3 protein-coding genes are annotated in these 2,786 nt (G+C 58.5%); all 3 read left to right on the forward strand.

Going from position 1 to position 2,786, the window contains the following annotated elements:
• Positions 1–591: 591 nt before the first annotated feature.
• Genes O9255_RS08755 through O9255_RS08765 form a run of 3 tightly spaced genes read left to right on the forward strand, consistent with a single transcriptional unit; the run spans position 592 to position 2,684 of the window.
• Positions 592–1,047 carry a hypothetical protein gene (locus O9255_RS08755; protein WP_297866475.1) on the forward strand — a complete coding sequence of 152 codons (456 nt, stop codon included), beginning with the start codon at positions 592–594 and terminating at the stop codon, positions 1,045–1,047.
• Positions 1,044–2,042: a hypothetical protein gene (locus O9255_RS08760; RefSeq protein ID WP_297866476.1), complete on the forward strand. Its 999-nt coding sequence runs from the start codon at positions 1,044–1,046 to the stop codon at positions 2,040–2,042. Before O9255_RS08755 ends, O9255_RS08760 begins: the two co-directional genes overlap by 4 nt.
• Before the next feature lie 15 nt (positions 2,043–2,057).
• Complete coding sequence (locus tag O9255_RS08765) at positions 2,058–2,684, forward strand: DUF3644 domain-containing protein (RefSeq protein WP_297866477.1); 627 nt, start codon at positions 2,058–2,060, stop codon at positions 2,682–2,684.
• The last annotated feature ends 102 nt before the right edge of the window (positions 2,685–2,786 follow it).

Below are 2,786 nucleotides of genomic sequence, written 5' to 3' on the forward strand. Positions count from 1 at the left end.
GGACGTAGTCCTCCAACCGATCAGGGAGCAAAAGCCCTTGGGAGCGGTCGACGCCATCGACGAATCGCTTCATGCACATCACCAATCGACTGGTGTTGAGATCTTGCCAACGGAGAGAAGGTTTTCACACAGCCTCGGCCAAAAGCGGACATCTCATAGTTGCCACAGGGGTTGAAAATCCCCGTGTAGGTGGTGCGTTTCTCTCCCCGGCCACCACTTGCGGTGGACAGTGAAGCGAGACAGGACAAGGTTTCCCAGCGATGGGAGCCTTTTTTCTTGCCTGTCGTCCGCGTATCCCTCCCGTTTCATACCCTTCGCATATCCCTCAACGGGACGGTGCGTGCGTCCGCACAGGACGCGCTCAGGGGCGCGGCAAGCCTCCCGCACGGGGACGATCCCCCGTGGGGATCAACCGAGTTCCTGGGCGACTGGGGGCCGATCCCGGACGCCTCCGGGGGGGCAGGACTGCGGGGGAGTTCCCGTCGCAGCTTGCGCGACAGCCGTAGCCGATGATCCATTTTCTCCGGCTTGTTGCCCCCGGCCCTCCCGACTGCTTAACTCGCAGGTTGTGGAGCGTCTCAGGGGGACGGAGTGCCAATTCCTGCGTTGACGGCGGACGGATATCTGCCAGCTGGCGAATTCGACTGTGACTTAGGCGAGGTCGAAAACACCTTCGGCATCAATGACCATAGGGCCGAGCTGCTGGACAAGTTCCGGGAGTTCTTGGCGTGGCTTCGCGACGGTCATGGCCTCGACCTACCCTACTTCGTGGATGGGAGCTACACCACCGCGAAGGACCTGCCGGGCGACATTGATTTCGTTCTGGACCTGACAAATGCGACCTCGGCCCAGATCGGCGCCGCCCTCACTCTCTTCTTTATGCATCAGGAAGAGATTAAGACTAACTTCAAGGTAGATTATTGGTTCTATCACCCGAGCGCAGACAAAGATCTGCGACAATTTTTCCAGTACGTGAGAGTCGAGGAATTACAGCAACGGCAGCTGCCGCCTGACACGCGCAAGGGCATCTTGAGGATTCAGCCATGACCTGGGTTACAGAGGTCCACTCAAAGGCTCACATCCTTCTCGGCCAGATCGAGAATGCCCGCCGCCTTGCCGAGCAAACAGGTGTTGACCCGGATGCTGTTTCCCGCGCTCTGTATCGGAAGGTCGACGAGCTTTACGAAACCGAATTCCCGCTTGCGAAAGCGATGGACGAGTCGGACTTGGTCTTCCATCTGGAAGGACCTGCACTGCGTGACCACACGCCCAAGCTCAAGCTAATCGAGGCGATATTCTCGAATATCCGGCAGCAGGTGTTCAGCGTTGCCAAGGCCGTCGCGCAGCTTGGCGATGACGCGAACATTTCCGACCGGGACGTTGAACTCTCTCTGTCGGCATTGGCTCCCGGTAGCCTCTATATCGGCATCAAGGCGGAGCCGCCCGAGCGGCACGACGGCCAGCAACACATGCTGGGCGCCGATGATCCAATCCTGCGCGCGACGCGCGAGGCCATGCGGTCCATTCGGATCATCAGCAAGCATCTGGACGAAGACTCACTGGAAGCGCGCGAGGAAGTCCCGGATGCGAAGGTGCGTGATGCTGCGTTAGTAGCGGTCGCCCGCCTCGCACCGACGACGAAGTCGGGCATTGCGCGCTTGACTATTGCCTCGTCCGATGAGAAGCGGAGCGAGGTCGGATCGCCATTGACGCCGAAGCTGCGCAAGGAGCTGCGCCATCAACTTAGGCAGGACAAGAAGACCGGCCCAACCCAGTTTTCTATCCGGGGGGATGTTCGCGAGCTTGACCTAGACTTCCGTCGCTTTGAGCTGCGCCGTCTTACCCTTGATCCGGCAGCATCCGTTCGATGTCAGCTTCTGCCAGGTGCAATGGTCAATCTTGAAAAGCTAGCCGGACGCCACGTCGAGGTTTCCGGCTATGGTGAAGAGGCTTCTAGCGGAATCCCGAGGATGCTTCGCGTTGTTCGCGTGACCGTCTTCAACGAAATGGGTGTAGCGGAAGATCCTGGCCTATTCGCTTAGGATGCATAGCAGATTATGGCGACAAGGAAGCGCAGCATCGGTTCCGTGAAGGCGGAATTGATTGGCAAGTCGCGCGAAGCGGCGTTGTGCGCGATCCGAACGTTCAACGACCCACAGGTCACGTTCAAGTCAGAAACCTTCATTGTGCTGATGGTGATTGCGTGGACGTACCTGCTCCACGCCCACTACCGCGCCAAAGGCGTTGACTATCGCTACTTCCAAAAGGCAGGGAAGAGACGCCGATACGAGCGAACGAAGCATGGCCAGTTTCGGTACTGGGAGCTTGAGTCCTGCTTGAAGGCCAAAGCTTGTCCAGTCGATGGGGACACCCAGAACAACCTGCGCTTCCTGATTGGGCTTCGTCATGAGATCGAGCACCAGATGACGCAGTCGCTCGATGCGTGGCTGAGCGGGCGATATCAAGCCTGCGCCCTGAATTACAACCACTATCTTAAAAAGCTGTTCGGCGAGTCGCATGGCCTCGACAGCATTCTTGCCTTCAGTATCCAGTTCGCCGATTTGTCGCCGGAGCAAACGTCCGGCACAAAGACTGCACCAGTCATGACGCAGTCGCTTCGCAAATACATCGACTCATTCGATGGCATGAACCGCCCCGGCTTTTCCGGAGGCTGTTTTCGTTGAGTCACGCCGCTTTAGCGTAACCGCTGGTCTCGGCGTAGAACGCCGCCTCTGCTTCCGCCGGGGGAATGTAGCCGATCGGCCCCAGCAGTCGCTTTGTGTTGT

Source organism: Silanimonas sp. (assembly GCF_027530345.1).
Taxonomy (GTDB): domain Bacteria; phylum Pseudomonadota; class Gammaproteobacteria; order Xanthomonadales; family Xanthomonadaceae; genus Silanimonas.

What these genes read in the sequence shown, in the direction of transcription:
- O9255_RS08760 (WP_297866476.1), top strand. Translation starts at nt 1,044, where the DNA reads ATGACCTGGGTTACAGAGGTCCACTCAAAGGCTCACATCCTTCTCGGC.
- O9255_RS08765 (WP_297866477.1), top strand. Translation starts at nt 2,058, where the DNA reads ATGGCGACAAGGAAGCGCAGCATCGGTTCCGTGAAGGCGGAATTGATT.